Below are 15221 nucleotides of genomic sequence, written 5' to 3' on the forward strand. Positions count from 1 at the left end.
AGGAATTTTATGACAACTAATAATCTCAGCTATTTTTTACCCTACAACAGATTGCAACATTTATTGCAAGGCTTAATAGATGCAGGATACTCCTGTGTTGGACCCCAAGTACGTGATGGAGCTATTGTTTATGATGTACTTCAGCACATGGATCAATTACCCTGGGGAATTCAAGATGATCAAACCCCAGGGAGTTATCAATTAAAAAAAATTGATAAACACAAAGCTTTTGCTTTTGCAAATGGTCCACAAGCAATCAAGCCTATTTTATTTAAACCACAGGAAACGGTGTGGAAAGTGGTACGCAACGATGAAGGAAAATTAATCTTTCAACCCTATCTGGCAGAAGAAAAGCCTGTTGCGATTATTGGTGCACGTTCATGTGATTTAAGCGCGATGAGTATCCAAGATAAAGTTTTTATTGAAAGTAAGCATCCTGAGCCACGTTATAAAAAACGACGGGAACAATTATTTGTGGTCGCCGTCAATTGTTCTTATTCTTCTAACAATTGTTTTTGTGTTTCTGCAGGAACTGGACCAGAAGTTAAAAATCCATATGATTTGCTGATGAGTGAAGTTGATGATGGGTTTGTCGTTAATGTTGGCAGTGAGCGTGGACAAGCCATTATTGCAGGGTTACAGTTAACTAAGGCTAAAGTAGCTCAATGTAAAAAGGCAAATCAGAATGTAGCACAAGCTGCAGCCATGCAAACAAAAAGAATTCCATTAGATAATCAAAGAGGGTTACGGGATTTGCTGTTCTCTAATTTAAATCACCCAAGATGGGAAGAAGTTGCTGAACGGTGTTTATCCTGTGGAAATTGTACTTCAGTATGTCCAACCTGTTTTTGTCATAGTGAAATTGAAAAACCAAGTTTGGATGGAACCAGTAGTGAACATCAACGCGAATGGGACTCTTGTTTTACTGCTGGTCACAGTTACTCGAGTGGAAAAGTGATTCGTGATGATACAAGCAAACGATACAGACAATGGTTGACGCACAAGGTCGGTAGTTGGTTTGATCAATTTGATACGAGTGGTTGTGTGGGGTGTGGACGTTGTGTTTCATGGTGCCCGGTCGGTATTGATCTTACTGAAGAGCTGGCATCAATTTCCGGAGAATCAAATGTGAGGATTCCAGAAAGTGAGTAAACCTGATTTAGACCCTTATTTGCCTCTTGAGGCAATTATTGTTGAACGAACACAAGAATCGCCTACTATTTTTACCTTACATTTGCGATTTTTTGATCCCGCACATCATGAGCGATTTCTCTTTTATCCAGGACAATTTAATATGCTTTATCTCTATGGTGTTGGAGAGGTGGCTATTTCCATCGTCTCGGATCCAGAACATAAGGATATTTTAATACATACTATTCGCGCAATAGGGAGGGTAACCAGAGCATTACAAAAATTACAGCCCGGGGATCGAATTGGCGTTCGCGGTCCATTCGGACGTGGCTGGCCACTTGAGCAAGCAAAAAACAAAGATGTTGTTGTGCTTACAGGCGGACTTGGCTGTGCTCCTTCAGTGTCAATTATACAATACATATTAGCGCGAAGAGAGCAATACGGCCATTTGAGTGTCTTGCAAGGTGTAAAACACAGCGATGATTTTATTTTTAGAAAACAATATGCATTATGGCAAAAATCACCTAATACTGTAATTCATATTGCTGCTGATCAAGCAGGTCCAAAATGGCCATGGGCTATAGGTTTTGTTACGGATATGATTGAGCAAATCAAATTAGATGTTGCAAATACACTGGTGATGATGTGTGGACCTGAAATGATGATGAATACGGCAATCAAGGTATTCAATAAAAAAGGAATTGCAGAGCAAGATATGTATTTAAGCATGGAGAGAAATATGGAATGTGGGCTTGGACAGTGTGGTCATTGTCAATACGGCGGTCTATTTATCTGTAAAGATGGTCCTATATTTGCCTATTCTGAAATTAAGGAATTATTTAATGAGCCTGGATTTTAATGATGATGAAGCCACGAGTGGCTGTACATAAATTTACCTCTTGTGATGGATGTCAATTGGCCTTTTTAAATGCGGGCGAAGCCTTGCTCACTTTATCTGAGCTCGTTGATATCATTCATTTCTCTGAAGCAGGGGAAGTGAATAGTGATGCTCAAGTCGACATTGCTTTTGTAGAAGGAAGTATCTCTACAGCTGATGAGGAGTTACGCATCCAAGAAATTCGCAAACACAGTAAATACATTATTACCATTGGTGCCTGTGCAACAGCAGGTGGCGTCCAAGCTTTACGCCATTTTGCTGATGCTAAAGAGTGGGTGAGTAGCATTTATGCATCCCCAGAGTACATCAAGAGCTTAAGCACCTCAACGCCAATTGCGCATCATGTTAAAGTAGACTGGGAATTATGGGGTTGTCCCGTTAATTCAAACCAAGTATTAGACGCGATTCGTTTTTTATTATCGAATGCGACACCTCACATCAAGCGAGATGCTGAATGTATGGAATGTAAGCGCAAAGGAAATGTTTGTGTTTTGGTTACCAAAAAACAGCCCTGTATGGGGCCTGTTACTCAAATGGGATGTGGATCACTTTGTCCTTCAGTAGGACGAGGATGTTATGCTTGTTATGGTCCCAAAGAAAATCCGAATACCAAATCCCTAGGTAATTGGTTTGAACATCAACTTGGATTAACCAAAGATACGATTGCCCAAAAGTTTTTTCATATTAACAATCAAGCCTCAGCCTTTAATGAAGCAGGAAACTATTTCAAGGGAATTAAAATCAGCCATGAGTAACATAATATCCATTAATGTTCCCATATTGGCACGTGTTGAAGGTGAGGGAGCACTTGAGCTACAAATTCGTGACAATAAAATTACAACATTAAAACTGAAAATTTACGAACCACCGCGAATGTTTGAAAAATTTCTGGAAGGAAGAAGTTATTCTGATGTTTTGGATTTCGTTGCTCGAATCTGTGGGATTTGTCCTGTTGCATATCAAATGAGTGCCACCCAAGCAATTGAACATTGTTTTGGGATAAAACCTACTCCTTGGGTTCGCGAGATGCGTCGCTTATTTTATTGTGGTGAATGGCTGGAAAGCCATAGCATGCACATTCATTTTTTAGCGCTACCTGATTTTATGGGTTTTAGATCTGCGCCTGAAATGGCAAAAAATTATCCAGAAGAAGTACGGCGAGGATTACGTTTGCAAGCATTTGGTAATGATTTAATCAAATTATTTGGTGGCCGCTCTGTTCATCCAGTTGGTGCCTGTGTGGGTGGTTTTTATAAAGCACCCAATCATTCTGAAATCAGCATCCTATTAGAGAAAGCAAAATCCAGAGTTGAAGATTGTGAAGGATTAATTCGCTGGCTTGCAGGGCTTTCAATTCCTGATAACTCACATGAATTTACTTGTGTCTCACTCTATCATCCCACAGAATATCCCCTCAATGAGGGCAGATTAGTTTCTAATCAAGGATTAAATATTGGCATTGACGAATTTGATACCTATTTCAAAGAACATCAAGTCCCTTATTCCACTGCCTTACATTGCTTGTTCAAGAATAAACCCTATTTAGTAGGGCCCCTTGCGCGAGTAAACAATTGTTTTGGTCATCTGCCTATTCCGATACATCTTCTATTACAAGATTTAAAAATTAATTTTCCTTCTTATAATATGTATCACAGCATTATTGCTCGAGCTGTTGAAATCTATTTTTGTATTTTGGAGTCCATCCGGATTTTGGAGCATTATAAAATTCCTGAAGAATCACACCCTGAAATTAAACCACGCGCTGGGATAGGCTTTGGTTGTACTGAAGCGCCTAGAGGCACTTTATGGCAGCATATTCAATTGGGTGCGCAAGGACAAGTTAAAATGGCTCGCATTGTACCTCCAACCAGCCAAAATCAAGCACGTATTGAGGAGGACTTACGGATTTCCTTAAACCAGTTTGGTTTGGATAAAGAGGAGGATTCTTTGCGCGCTTATAGTGAAATGCTTATCCGCAATTATGATCCTTGTATTTCTTGTTCCACCCATTTTTTAAAGTTAAAGGTGAGTCGCGAATGAACATTATAAAGGTTCTAGGTATCGGCTCACCTTTCGGAGATGATCAAGCAGGATGGGAAGTAGCAGAAGCGTTAAAGCAGAATCTATCCCAGCATACTGATATATTCCCTTTTATACGCATTGAAAGCCATGATCGACCAGGAGCTCGTCTTATCGAGCTGATGAAAGGATTTAATACGGTTTTTATCATTGATGCAATAAAATCAGGCAGAGAAATAGGTGCCATTCACAGGTTTCAAAAGGAGAGCATATGGGAATTTGAAAGCAGACTTTCTACTCATGACGCCAGTATCTTACAAGCGCTACAATTAGCCAGTGCTCTAAATGAACTTCCAGATAATATTCAATTTTATGGAATAGAAATCGATAATATTGTCTTGGAATCCATTCTTTCTCAACCTATTGAAAATGCTATCAAAAATCTGGTTCTTCAATTAAAAATTGAAATTATCGAAACCGTCAAAAGAAATACCTCTTCTGCACTATAATTTATCGATGGATTAAAATTTGGAGGTACTGAATATGAGCGTATTAAAGAAGAATGCCCTTGCTATACATCAGTACTGCGCAGAAGAAGCACGGGTGTTGTCGCAATTCGAACAACATTCTCCGCCACGCTACCGAGAAAGAGACGACTAAAGCCATGCCGGCCATGTGTGCCTATAATTAATAAATCAGCAGGCCATTCTTTTGCTGCGTCAACAATTACCTCAGCTACTCTTCCATGAAATGGTTTTAATTCCAAGATTGATGTTTCAGGTTTGATAGATGTTTGCTGAGCTATTTTTTTTGCAGCGTTATCTAATATCTTTTCTCCATCTTCCTTCCACGCAGCAACAATTGAAAGATAGTCAAAAGAAGGCCCACCATAACGCATGCAGCTTTCATCAACAACATGGATAATCCGCACATTAGAGCTCTGATCTTTAGTTAGTTTAATTACTTCGTCTACTAATGAGTCAGATATCTTACTCCCATCAAGTGCTAGCATAATATTCTTATACATTGTAATGACTCCTTGTTCGGATATTCGTTATGGCACATATGAACTAAGTATAGACTTAACTATGTCATTTATTAGATGTCATTTGGTTATGTCCATGCTCATGGGCAAGTGTTAATAAATCTATAATTAACTATGTACTTGGCAGCCTTTCAGCAAGGTGAATAATGGATAAATTCTTAGGAGACGCTCGTGCTACAGAAATGGGTGCACGAGGAGAGGTTAATATCGGTCAACTGGTAAGAGAGCAGTATACCGATACCCATTCGATTGGTTTTTCAACCTAGGATGGTTTTGTTACTGCCGCTTCGAATTGGGATGAACCAGCTCAATGCAAAAAAATTGCTCCAGGACTTCCAGGAAGCTATGAGGAGTTATTTCATTTTATTCGATATAAAAGTTTATTTTAAATCTGATTGGTCATGATCAATTGGAACATTTTCTTAAAATTCCACGCTTACAAAGAGCTATTGGCGTTATTTACCGGCCTGAAACAGAGCGCCTGAGCCACTATTTCTTTACCCATTTAACCTACCAATTTGACAGTATCATTCATTTTGACAAAACAACGGCATTACAGTCTCTTGATAGTGATACAAATTGAACTTAATTAGATGCTTTATCATTTTTTTTATGTGTGAATAACAGACCTGATAAAAAAATTGCCGATTTTTAATCTAAAATTAAGCAAAAATATAGAAGTTAAACTACGGTTAAAATATTAATTGATTCAAATGAATCAATATGTCAGGAGACAATCATGAAGATTGGTGCGTTTTGCAATAGGGATGTGATAATAATGAATGGTGATGAGTCAGTGAGAACTGCAGCCGAACTGATGCGCAGACACCATGTTGGCGATGTTGTATTGGTTGAAGAAAATAAAGGGCAACGTATTCCAATTGGAATTGTTACTGATCGCGATTTAGTAGTAGAAGTGATGGCCGTAGGGCTGGAAACAACAGTTTTAACTGTGCAAGATCTAGTTACCCGTACATTATTAGTGGCTCAAGAAAATGATAGTGTGTTTGATTGTCTTGAACTCATGAAAACAAAAGGGGTGCGTCGCCTACCTGTAGTGGATGCGGGTAAATCGCTAATTGGTATTATTACTATGGATGACATCACGGTTTTATTGGCTGGGATGTTGTACAATGTGGTCAATGTGGTTGATCGTCAGCAAAAAAATGAGTTAAAACAAAGACCCTGATATTTTTGCGAATTTCCTATTAGAACAATGAAAAAGCCGGTGACTGGATTGTTTTTGAGTCCCATTATTGCAGCAACGACTATGTCCTTGAATTCTGTTGCTGTCATTATTAATGCACTGCGCATAAATAATAAATGCTAGATAAAAGAAATGGCCTTATTTTTCATACAATATTATTTATACCCTTCAGGCACCATCTCCCGAAGGGAGATGGGACAGGGCGGCATAATATTCGAACTATTTTGGAGGAGTCTCTTGAGCATGAAAAACAAGGTTTGGATTTGTATCATCAACTATTACATCATTCAGAAAAAAAGTCGGTGTTAGTTGAAGACTTTGCAAGAAAAATGATTGATGAAGAGGAAATACATGTTGGTGAAATATATAAAATGCTAATGTCACCTGAAACTTTACAAGAAAGGTATGTCGGGCCTTGGCCGACAAAATAAGAGAAATGTATGTGCAGATGCAATTGCTTCATTTAGTCAATAAATCCTGACCCAACCTACGTGCAAGCCAAATGTGTGATATTTGTGATTAATTTGACACAAATTTAAACATTGATTTATAATTTTAAATCCATACAAAAGAAGCACGCTCTATGCTAGGTATTTTCAATTTCTTTTTCCAAAAACTGTCTTCTCCAGATTCTGAACCCGCTACAAAAGATGTTCTTATGGAAAAAGTTGAAGAGATTAAAGATATTCTTATTAAAAGAGACGGCACCATTAATGAAGAAGGAATGAATCAATATATAGAATCTCATCAGGATATTGATGCTCCTTATGATAATCCCCAAAGTAAATTTAGAAAACAGACTCTTTTATGCGCTGCAATTACCCACGATGAGATCAGTCCTCATACCAAAATAAGATTAGCCTGCTATTTAATCCATAAGGGCGCTCTTGTTACGAGAATGGGAGCTAAAATAGAAAAAATCGATCCTAAACATGATGAGTTAATAGAAATTGCTCTTGAGGAAAAAAATTATGAAGCAGCTTACCTCCTGCTAAGAGAAGGAAGGAATCCTTTTGGAAGTTTTTATGATTTTTATGCAGGCAAAAATTTGATTGATGTTGCCTTAGATAATAAAGACGAAGAAATGCTTTCCTGGATATTAAAAAATGCCCCCTCTCTTTTCTCAAAATTGAAAACAGATAAATTTAATGAATATTACAAAAAAATCATTCAGGTTTTCCCGAATTTTGAATACAGTGAAAACTATTCGATTTTAAAACAATGTGCAGAAGAACGAATTGATCATTTATTTACTCAGCTAGGGTTAATTCAAGGTGAGGATATGGCGTTAATATTGGCTGCTAAAATGAGTAAAAAAACGTACCAAAACTCTGTCTTTGTTATTAAAAAAGAAGATCAGTTAACTTCATTAATCGAACAAATTAAAAAAATATTAGAGAATGAGACTTCTGAACGTATCATTAGATTTCGAATTGCTTATTATGGAGGGCATGGTTGTTTTGGTGAGTTTGAAATTGATAAAACGACGAATCCGCCAACAGTAAGATACGCCCATATTGATCCATTTCCGCAGCTTATTAAATACAATGTTCTAATCACCAATGATTTTGTAAGCGAAATTTCTCCGCTTGCTCATATTGAAATTGGGGAATCTGATTTAATGATGCAAAAAGGAGCCAGTTGTACTTATTTTTCTCTTGATGGTGGGATGCTGTTAGCAACCCCTGGGCGAGATTATGTTCCAAACGTCATGGAGCATATGAAAAAGTATGGCAAGAAAATGGAGCATCCATTTAAGGAAAACCATATTTCTTATGTACGTTGTCCTACATTGCCAGCGAGAATGATGATGGGGTTGCACTATATTGACGACGATACGACCACTCAACCTCAGCGTAGGGGACTTAATTCATTAATTTTTAATTCACAAGAAAAAAATACGATTGTAAACAAAAAAGGAGAAACGGCAGAAACTGCGGTTCGCAAAGATTTACAAAGTCATTTTTCAACATCAAATCAAACGGCAACACGTACTTGGAACCTGCGAATTGAGCGTAAAATGAAACAATATGGAAAAGCGGTGCATGATTTCATAAGAGAAAATAATATTAATGTTCTTGATGCTTCATTTTCTAGTTTGCTTGATCAATACTGCATGAAAGGCTTAGTGAAATTTTGCGAAGGAAAAGTAATATTAAGTCCAAGTACAGTCATGCAAATATGAAAAATACCATTAAACAAAATGGATTTAGAATCTTATTATGTGAAAATGACCAGCCTGAACATCTAGTTTGGATGGCAGAATATACTGGAGTCAGCACACCTGAATTGGACCATGTCTGATCATAGATGCATGCTTCATCTGCTAAAAGCTCAGCATGAACGAAATTAGTCCATGTATTTCTACGTCGAAACATGTAATAATGATTTTTTTGCATATACAACCCATGGCTTTAGAAATGTCTCCGATGAGAGACAAAAATGATCCAAAGTCGAGATTTAAGGGTTATTCATGTTTCATGTGATAAGGATATTATCGTGTTCATTAATTTTAAATCCAGATCTCTATTTCTATGTTGTACACTGTATTCTACCCTAACCTTTGCAAACTACACTCCGCTGACGCAATGGCTAAAAATAAAAACGGTAGATTTCGCCAAGATCACTTATCACATCTACAATATGGATTATTCCTTTATAAAGAACAGAAGTTATGATGACTATCTTAAATTAAGCAGCACGCCGTTTCCTTATCGCGGTTCAATAAAGAAAGAGGGCGCTCAAGGGGATATACTTATCGTCATTGTAAGGAGTTCTGTTTGTAGAGGAGAGCTGACTATTCCTTTTTTTGAGGAAAATGGGGCACTTGCAACACTTGAGCAAACATACCATATTGAAATCGGGGATGCCCGAGATCCCAATTGTTCCAGGAGGAATAAAGTGGATGTCGTGGTAGAAAAAGATTCTGATCCATCGCTGGGTTATACAATTACCATGGAATATGTATAGCCATCATCATTGAAAAAGTGCATTGATCGAAAAAAAAAATTTCTTGCGCCGATTTCTTGTAATAGATAACAATAGGTTTCAAAAAATTTAGGCTTGAGCACGTTATGTTTGCTGACTTAAATTAAACAACCATGATTACAGTATTTAAAAAATATTTTTTATATAGCATCTTATTTAGTTATACAGTCATGGCAGGGCAGCCTCTAACAGATTATTTACTCAAGCCAACTGGTAAGTATGGTGTATCTTTTAAAGATCTACATTGGGTTAACAATACTATTTGTCCCGATCCAAACTTTTCAAAAAGACAAGAAAAAGATTTTAGTTCAGATAACACGAAACATTGCCATGAATTAATGGTCAGAATTTATTATCCAGTTAGTTTAAAAGATTATAGTGGTGTACCGTACTATCGACCTACTATTAATACTGAACAAAATATTTTAAAAACCAAGCCTGGAGTCAAATCAGAAGATATTGGATCATTGGATTAAAATATCCCCAGGGCTTCATAATCGAATAAAACGTTCAACATAACCAGCAAAACAATGGGTCGGAAGTTCGAGTTAATTTAGTTTGAGCGTAACTCAGACAATAGCTCAAGTTGGATTTTTTCAATTTCCATCATTTTTTCCCATTGGTGTGATAAAAGATGATCGATTTTTTCGTGTAAGATACGAATTTCAAGTTCCGCCTTCAAATTAATTTGATAATCATGTTGGGCGCGAATACGATCTTTTGCTTCCTTGCGATTTTGACTCATCATAATGACAGGCGCCTGAATTGCCGAAAGACAGGATAGAATTAAATTTAGGAAAATAAAGGGGTACGGATCCGTGGGTTGCCACCAGTAAATCAATGAGTTTGCCCCTAACCAAAACGCCATAAAAATGGAAAAGGAAATTAAAAACTTCCAGCTGCCACCAAAGCTGGCAATGCTGTCTGCAAGCCTATCTCCAAGTGATAATTTTTGCTCAAGATGGGACTCCATATCTGGAGACAATAACTCTTTGTCATCCAGCCGATTCAGAACTTCATGCTTTAGGGTTGTAAGTTCATTTTTATCTGATACAAGCAAATGACGGACATAGCGTGAGCGCATGACCTCTAAATCGTCATGACATATGAAGTGCTGATCATTCCAATCAGGGCAGATGCGAATAATTTCTTTGCTAATTTCCGGACGAATTAATTCGCCGGAAGTCATTTTATTTTGAGGAAAGGACTTTTCACAAACCGAGCACACATATAAGGAATGTTTCATCAGATATTTTTTAGTTAAAGTTCTTTAGGGAGTTGATTTATTATACATATAAGAAGAGAAGAGTGCTATTGCTGCAATAATGGTATGTTCTTATAGGATTGATCCCCCTTGCAACCAGGATTGACTGGTCGTTACTTCAAAGAATTTTACATATCAGCATCAGATAAATTTCCTTTAATCAATCGGACTTGTCCATGTATTTTAAGCAATTGTTGCTCTTTAAATTGAAAATAGGCAATCACTTCAGCTTCAATAGCTAAATCATTCAGATTGACTCCTTTAGGATAATACAGGGCAAATACTTCATTGCCCACTTCAACAATGTGTTTATATTCAATGTCGTATATTTGCATGTTCTGCTTTTGTTCGATGACATGGGCAATATAATCATCATGGTTCATTATTACCCCATTAATGCATTGCTCATATTGAGGATGAAAATATTGTTTTACTGTTGAAGTGACATCCAAATTTGGATCGTAAACAGACTCCCAAATGCGTTTCAATAGATCAGTATAAGACATATTGGACTACCTTTATTTAACAACTTTTAATTGAATTCAGCTGTAGATCTGAGTTCGGGCAAGAGTTCATTCGTTTCATTATAAAGAGAACTTATAATTTCCAAACTACGTGGTGAACGAAAAAAGTTGAATTTTAATGTTCCCATTACTACGTTATCCCTATGTACACGGCAAGTCTGCCTAATATCAGGGACTAATTCTTTTAATTCCTCCGGAGATTCCTTACTTTCTGCAATTTTTTTAACTACAGGAGCCAGTGCCATTGACTTTGAATCCTGAGGGTCATTAATATGAGCAATTTGATTTTTTACAAATATTCTCAAAAACTTATAGTAAAGAAAATCTTCATTATCAAATGTTTTGTCAGAAAAAGGAATGAGCCCCATCGCTTGTGAATTATAATAGCAGTGCCTATATATTATGGACTCCATACTTTTTGCAACAAATTTTGCAGAAAAAATTACACTCCCTGAGCCGTCTCTACGTGTAATAGAAGAAACTTCGGGAGAGTCGGAATCTAAAGTAATCAATATTGGCTGTTCAAAATTTTGTTCAAAGAGAGTTTGAATCGTCTTTGCTACCACACTATCTACATTATTTATCTGCTTATACATTAATACCAAAAAAATCCATTTATCAGAGACCTTACTTTGGTCGTCATATCTGAGTAACTTAAGAGCTATGGCTCTTTCTTGTTGATTGAGAGACTCACTTGTCAATAATTGAATCGCCAGCCTTTGAATATAATAATTGGTTAATTTACTTGGACCACCGAGTGACTTCATCTTTCCTTCCTTGAAAAATCAAATTTAATCCGAGCTGTCTTTTTATTAAATGAAAATAATTGTTCTAAAACAGAAAATCAACATATTATCTTACCAAATAATAGGATTGTAAGTATGATAGATCCACAAAGCTGGGATGTGGTGACGCAAAAAACAATCCCCATATTGGAACGAGATATTGTATTTGTTTACAAAAAAATTCATGATACAGCGCAAGACAATGTATTTAAATCAATGGATTTAAAACATATTGGAGCCTTAGGTCATTCTTTTGGGGGAAGGGCTATAGCTAATGTGGCAAACCGTCATGAAAAGTGGTTTCAGGCTCTAGCAACTTTTGATATGGAAGTTCATATGGGTTCTTTTGAGCCTAAAAACGCCATTCCATCTATGCATTTTATTTCCGCCTATTGGCGGACAATGTTTCGTTGGCTAAATCTTCATTATCGATTAAATAAAAATGGATTTTTAGTGACATTATCACCAACTGAAAATGATAAACATTATAGTTATCATATGAATTTTACTGATTTTTCAACATTGCAATATATGCCAGTATACCAAGCCTCTATGAACCATGATCATTCAAAAAAAGTTCGCCAGGATTTTGGAAATTATCTTGGTAACGGCAATGGATTGCAAATTGCTAAGTCAATAAATCTGTATTTACTTGATTTTTTTAATGTCTTTCTTAAGGATAAAAAAAATTCATTTAGGGACTGTTCTTCGCTGACGAATAATACTTATATAAAGTGTGGTCCAGGTATTTTTTAATTATATAGAGATTTTTAATTTGTTCAGAAAATCGGATTTCTTAATGTACGTTTCTTTTCAAGACTTTTATACCCCTATTCGGACTTACTTTCAATTAGTACTCCATAAAACCATGGGTTTGTGGACGCTTAATATTGATGTGCAAAAATTTGTAATTTACCTGGGAAACTAGTTCGAAAACTCTATACATTAATCAAGGTTCAAGTTGATATCAAAATAATCGAGTTAATAGCGGGATTTTCCTCGTGTTTCATTGGCTTGAGATGTGATAAAAAACACAATAAGTTCTTGATTATTTATAATTGGGGAAGGTGATTAGTGTTCCGAGGAAGCAGACCACATCCTTGTGGTAGTGCATCGTCCTTGATGCGTTCAAATAATCCTTATAAGACATCCACTGTCCTTCCTCGTACTGATTTAATCATAGCGAATAATTCTAATGAGTTACACTCAAAATAGCGCATAATCATGTAAGAAATCTCTCAATTTGAGTTATCTGTCTATAATGGGGCTGAAATATTTTAAATTTAGTTGATGAGTGGTAGGGCAATACAATGTTCTGCTGATAAAGGCACATATCATCTAATTCCATTAAAAGAAAAGAGTTTCGCCCATAGCTAAATGGCTAAATATGGAGTTTATACCTTTATGCAACATGCCTTTTTGGCTGTTACGAATTACTCTGTTTATTTTTACTTTCAGGCTATTGGGCGCGTTGCTACGTTTAATCCAGCTTTCTCTCTATAATGTTCATTTTAAACAAAGAGGCATTGAGTTTTTTGACTGAAGTGAAGGTTATACAGAAATTTACCGAAATAATTTGTTACAAACTGAATTAGGTTCTCATATCATAAGATGAAGTATATGAATTCAAATTAGAAACTATCTCTGGTTCCTCCTCCATACATTGAACTGTCCCTTTTTGAACATGCGCATGATTTCAAAGCCCCTGATGGTGGCATAGGCATTTTTCATAGATTGAAATCCCCTGACCGGATTAAAGAGGAGCAGTTATATGCTGATATTAGCCAATTGATAGAGGTTACTCAGCAAAGAGCCTTGCATGAAATCAGTAGGGGAGGAGCATTAGAGATGAATTGTAAACACGCCCTATTATTTTGATTCGTCGACAGATAAATCTGGTAGCATTACGGTTTTCTTAATTTAGGAGAGCATAATGGTTCAAGGGCGTGAAGCGCGGCGTATGGTATGGATGGATATTCTTCGTCAAGAAATAGCAGTAAAAGAAAAAGCAAAAGAAGAAGCATCCAGTCAGAAAGCATTAAAGGATGCGCTGGAAAAGGATGGCGATCCTTCTCTGGCTGAAAGACTTCTTCATATCGAGCTAGATCAGAGATTGGAAGCATTGAGCCTGGCAATTGAACGCAATCATTTGAAAAATGTAAAAACTATTTACGAAAATCTCAACTTGCCTGGAACTATTTCCACTCTGAAGCTAGATATTAAGATGGTAAACTCAGCGCTTAATAAAGGAAATTGTGAGATAGCCAGGCTGGTTCTTTCTTTGCTTTTGCATAGTAGAAATACAGAAGACGAAAAACAGCAAATGAAATCTTTGTTTGAGACTAAATACGTAATTCAAAAGTCTCTATTCCTGTTCTTTACTCCTTTTACTGAACTTCATAAAGATGTGAGAGGACTGATTGCCGGTCAACTAAAAGCTGTCTGTCAAACTGCAGAACATCTTTCGGGTTTTGTCTCGAAAATTGTTTAGATCGCAGCTGAAGAAATGCTGGATGAGGCTATCCTGCAAGGCCATAAAACTGTTCGAAAATGGACTGGTTTCCTGCCTGTAGATGTTGTTCTTTTCGAAGCATGTGGTGAAGTTCAATGCCAGCCAGCGTGGCTTTGGCTGAGTGAAATTCTTTAAACTCCTTCATGGCTTTGGTTATTTTTTTGATGAATCGGTGATCCTGCTCTACAATGTTGTTGAGGTACTTGATCTGCCTCACTTTGATCTGAAGGAACAGTCCGCCCAACGTGAAAAGCAGTGCCAGATGCAGGTTGATGGTATCAATACCCGCTTTGTTGGCACCACTTTTATCCATAGTCACCGTCTGCGGAATACCGCTTGAACCAATGACCTTCACGAAAAATGCCCTCGCTGCCGTTCATCCCGTTTCTCTGACAGCATGAAATCAACCGTATGGCCTTCTTTATCCACTGCACGATACAAATACATCCACTGTCCCTTCACCTTAATATAGGTTTCATCCATTCTTAAGGAACTACCCGTGGAGTGTTTGTGACGCTTGCGAAAAGCCTCCTCTAGTTGAGGAGAATATTCAACTACCCAGCGATGAATGGTCAAATGGTCTACTTTCAAGCCACGCTCCAGAGCCAGCTCCTCAACTTCACGATAACTCAGGGAATAAGCCAGATACCACCTGACTAACAGCAGGATCATATCCTGTTTGAAATGCTTCTACTTGAAACTGAGCATTGTCGAACTCCAAAAAATTCGGGAACTCTAACAGAGTCTGATATTTTCTGCGACAAAACCCTTTTTATAGTACCTATTTTTATTATTGACCTATAATTCTAATGTCCTTTACTTAATTTAGGAGATAGGGAAATGAAGAA

17 protein-coding genes and 2 pseudogenes are annotated in these 15221 nt (G+C 37.0%); 13 read left to right on the plus strand and 6 right to left on the minus strand.

Features of this window, described 5'->3' with window-relative positions; all coding sequences use genetic code 11:
* Window positions 1–9 precede the first annotated feature (9 nt).
* The 5 genes from BGO44_RS16690 to BGO44_RS16710 are packed head-to-tail and all read left to right on the plus strand — an operon-like array spanning window position 10 to window position 4557.
* Window positions 10–1152, plus strand: coding sequence for a 4Fe-4S dicluster domain-containing protein (locus BGO44_RS16690; protein ID WP_058510739.1), 1143 nt, complete (start codon window positions 10–12; stop codon window positions 1150–1152).
* The gene (locus BGO44_RS16695) at window positions 1145–1990 is read left to right on the plus strand and encodes an FAD/NAD(P)-binding protein (protein ID WP_058510738.1); all 846 of its coding nucleotides are present in this window, start codon (window positions 1145–1147) and stop codon (window positions 1988–1990) included. The genes BGO44_RS16690 and BGO44_RS16695 overlap by 8 nt, the downstream gene beginning before the upstream one ends.
* Window positions 1991–1995: 5 nt before the next feature.
* Window positions 1996–2784, plus strand: a complete 789-nt coding sequence (locus tag BGO44_RS16700) for an NADH-quinone oxidoreductase subunit B family protein (protein WP_333662632.1) — start codon at window positions 1996–1998, stop codon at window positions 2782–2784.
* Window positions 2777–4069 (plus strand): Ni/Fe hydrogenase subunit alpha, encoded by a 1293-nt coding sequence (locus BGO44_RS16705; RefSeq protein ID WP_058510737.1) that lies wholly within the window; start codon window positions 2777–2779, stop codon window positions 4067–4069. Before BGO44_RS16700 ends, BGO44_RS16705 begins: the two co-directional genes overlap by 8 nt.
* Window positions 4066–4557 carry a hydrogenase maturation protease gene (locus tag BGO44_RS16710; protein ID WP_273198226.1) on the plus strand — a complete coding sequence of 164 codons (492 nt, stop codon included), beginning with the start codon at window positions 4066–4068 and terminating at the stop codon, window positions 4555–4557. Before BGO44_RS16705 ends, BGO44_RS16710 begins: the two co-directional genes overlap by 4 nt.
* A 62-nt stretch (window positions 4558–4619) precedes the next feature.
* On the opposite strand, the gene BGO44_RS16715 is transcribed toward BGO44_RS16710, so the two are convergent.
* On the minus strand, window positions 4620–5075 hold the full coding sequence (locus BGO44_RS16715) for a universal stress protein (protein ID WP_273198225.1): 456 nt from the start codon (window positions 5073–5075) through the stop codon (window positions 4620–4622).
* 200 nt (window positions 5076–5275) lie between these two features.
* Here BGO44_RS16715 and BGO44_RS18705 point away from each other — a divergent pair.
* The 6 genes and pseudogenes from BGO44_RS18705 (at window position 5276) to BGO44_RS16745 (ending at window position 9764) form a co-directional block, all read left to right on the plus strand.
* A pseudogene (locus tag BGO44_RS18705) lies at window positions 5276–5676 on the plus strand (erythromycin esterase family protein).
* Window positions 5677–5832: 156 nt separating this feature from the next.
* Window positions 5833–6282, plus strand: a complete 450-nt coding sequence (locus BGO44_RS16725; protein ID WP_273198223.1) for a CBS domain-containing protein — start codon at window positions 5833–5835, stop codon at window positions 6280–6282.
* A 134-nt stretch (window positions 6283–6416) separates the two neighbouring features.
* Window positions 6417–6731, plus strand: coding sequence for a ferritin-like domain-containing protein (locus BGO44_RS16730; protein WP_273198222.1), 315 nt, complete (start codon window positions 6417–6419; stop codon window positions 6729–6731).
* 152 nt (window positions 6732–6883) lie between these two features.
* Entirely contained in the window at window positions 6884–8485 is a 1602-nt protein-coding gene (locus BGO44_RS16735; RefSeq protein WP_273198221.1) for a hypothetical protein, read from the plus strand.
* Window positions 8486–8742: 257 nt separating this feature from the next.
* On the plus strand, window positions 8743–9270 hold the full coding sequence (locus BGO44_RS16740) for a hypothetical protein (protein ID WP_273198219.1): 528 nt from the start codon (window positions 8743–8745) through the stop codon (window positions 9268–9270).
* Window positions 9271–9401: 131 nt separating this feature from the next.
* Window positions 9402–9764 carry a hypothetical protein gene (locus BGO44_RS16745; RefSeq protein ID WP_273198216.1) on the plus strand — a complete coding sequence of 121 codons (363 nt, stop codon included), beginning with the start codon at window positions 9402–9404 and terminating at the stop codon, window positions 9762–9764.
* 77 nt (window positions 9765–9841) lie between these two features.
* Here the strand turns inward: BGO44_RS16745 and BGO44_RS16750 are convergent, their stop codons facing one another.
* The 3 genes from BGO44_RS16750 to BGO44_RS16760 all read right to left on the minus strand — a co-directional run bounded on the left by BGO44_RS16750 (window position 9842) and on the right by BGO44_RS16760 (window position 11843).
* Window positions 9842–10534 (minus strand): DUF1003 domain-containing protein, encoded by a 693-nt coding sequence (locus BGO44_RS16750; RefSeq protein WP_273198214.1) that lies wholly within the window; start codon window positions 10532–10534, stop codon window positions 9842–9844.
* Between the two features lie 146 nt (window positions 10535–10680).
* Window positions 10681–11058, minus strand: a complete 378-nt coding sequence (locus BGO44_RS16755; RefSeq protein ID WP_273198212.1) for a hypothetical protein — start codon at window positions 11056–11058, stop codon at window positions 10681–10683.
* A 26-nt stretch (window positions 11059–11084) separates the two neighbouring features.
* Window positions 11085–11843: a hypothetical protein gene (locus BGO44_RS16760; RefSeq protein ID WP_273198210.1), complete on the minus strand. Its 759-nt coding sequence runs from the start codon at window positions 11841–11843 to the stop codon at window positions 11085–11087.
* Between the two features lie 141 nt (window positions 11844–11984).
* Between BGO44_RS16760 and BGO44_RS16765 the strand changes: the two genes are divergently transcribed.
* Window positions 11985–12617 (plus strand): hypothetical protein, encoded by a 633-nt coding sequence (locus BGO44_RS16765; protein ID WP_273198208.1) that lies wholly within the window; start codon window positions 11985–11987, stop codon window positions 12615–12617.
* 882 nt (window positions 12618–13499) lie between these two features.
* Here BGO44_RS16765 and BGO44_RS16770 read toward each other — a convergent pair.
* Window positions 13500–13622: pseudogene (locus BGO44_RS16770) on the minus strand (IS6 family transposase); the annotation flags it as partial.
* Window positions 13623–13794: 172 nt separating this feature from the next.
* Between BGO44_RS16770 and BGO44_RS16775 the strand changes: the two are divergent.
* Complete coding sequence (locus BGO44_RS16775) at window positions 13795–14352, plus strand: hypothetical protein (protein WP_273198204.1); 558 nt, start codon at window positions 13795–13797, stop codon at window positions 14350–14352.
* 28 nt (window positions 14353–14380) lie between these two features.
* On the opposite strand, the gene BGO44_RS16780 is transcribed toward BGO44_RS16775, so the two are convergent.
* Window positions 14381–15045 (minus strand): IS6 family transposase gene (locus BGO44_RS16780; protein WP_273198202.1). Its coding sequence is split into 2 segments (ribosomal slippage): window positions 14381–14751 and window positions 14751–15045, totalling 666 coding nucleotides; the frame shifts between segments, so codons are not numbered across the junction.
* Between the last annotated feature and the right edge of the window lie 176 nt (window positions 15046–15221).

The sequence above is a fragment of the Legionella sp. 39-23 genome, from assembly GCF_001897665.1.
Classification (GTDB): domain Bacteria; phylum Pseudomonadota; class Gammaproteobacteria; order Legionellales; family Legionellaceae; genus Legionella; species Legionella steelei.